Annotated in this window: 1 protein-coding gene; it reads left to right on the forward strand. The window is 39.7% G+C overall.

Going from position 1 to position 1,315, the window contains the following annotated elements; translation table 11 throughout:
- Positions 1-540: 540 nt before the first annotated feature.
- Positions 541-1,315, forward strand: a 775-nt coding sequence (locus tag MA2_RS10685; protein WP_156470960.1) for a transposase, incomplete at its 3' end; no start/stop codon positions are given.

The raw sequence follows: 1,315 nt of genomic DNA on the forward strand, positions 1-1,315 counted from the left end.
CAAAGACTTAGATAGGATTGTGCAAATAGTGGATAAAAAGCAAAAAAGGCTAGGAAAAAAAGAAGGCAAACTTTCATAATTGGTTTACCACAACAAATCAAGAAAGAGAGCCTTCCGTATGAATGATATAATCACCGCCATCTTTTTGCAAATGAAATTACAGCATGGCATCAAAACAGACTGGCGGATACAGACAGCATTTTGTTTAACCCTGAATTTTTTTTAACCATCAAAGACAAAATCAACTTTTTACAACTAGGTCGATACAGTGGTAGAGCGGAATCAAGCTTTAGAAACCTATTTAGCAAACGCTTTGACTTTTTCAACTTTAACAAAACACTGATAGAGCAATATGTCCAAGGCAAAAAAGCGATAGCCTTTGACCCAAGTTACATCAACAAAGTAGGCAAACACACCGATGGGGTGGGCTACTTTTGGTCAGGGGTAGCAGGACGAGCCAAATGGGGACTAGAGTTAGGGGGACTTGCCGTACTCGACATAGGCAGGCACACCGCCTTTCACCTAAACGCCATCCAAACGGTGGATGTTAAAGACGATGAAAGTCTACTGGAATTTTATGCTCGCAAACTACTTGAGCACAAAGATGAACTGCTTACCCTATCAAGGTATCTCATTGTTGATGCCTACTTTTCCAAAGACACCTTTGTTAATCCCCTGTGTGATAAAGGCTTTGACATCATCTCAAGACTTCGATGCGATGCCAATTTAAACTACCTGTATCAAGGGCAACAAAAAGGACGGGGCAGACCCAAATTGTATGATGGCAAAGTTGAGTTTGCCAAACTATCTGACAGTCATGCGATTTGTGTGTCGAATCAGGACAACGTGAAAATTTATAGCCTAAAGGCGTACTCAATCGCTTTAAAAAAAAACCTCAATGTGGTAATTGTTTATACCGCTAGAAGCAAAAAGGGCAAGGTAACATGGCAACATCAGATTTATTTTAGTACCGACTTAGACCAATCTTGGCAAGCGATACTGCAACACTATAAAGCCCGTTTTCAGATTGAGTTTTTGTATCGGGATGCCAAACAATATACTGGATTAAATGATTGTCAGGCTAGAGATAAAAACAAGCTTGATTTTCATTGGAATATGTCGCTTACCGCTATTAATGTGGCAAAGGTAACATATTGGTTGCCACAAAAGGATGCTTCGCCCGATATGAGTGTCCCGTTTTCGATGGCGGATATAAAAACGAGATTAAACAATGAGTTAATGGTGAATCGATTTATTTCCATGTTCGCTATTAACCCCAAACTTAAGATTAATCGGGATAAAATCGCTCAGTTTC

The sequence above is a fragment of the Moraxella atlantae NBRC 14588 genome, assembly GCF_001591265.1.
GTDB lineage: Bacteria > Pseudomonadota > Gammaproteobacteria > Pseudomonadales > Moraxellaceae > Faucicola > Faucicola atlantae.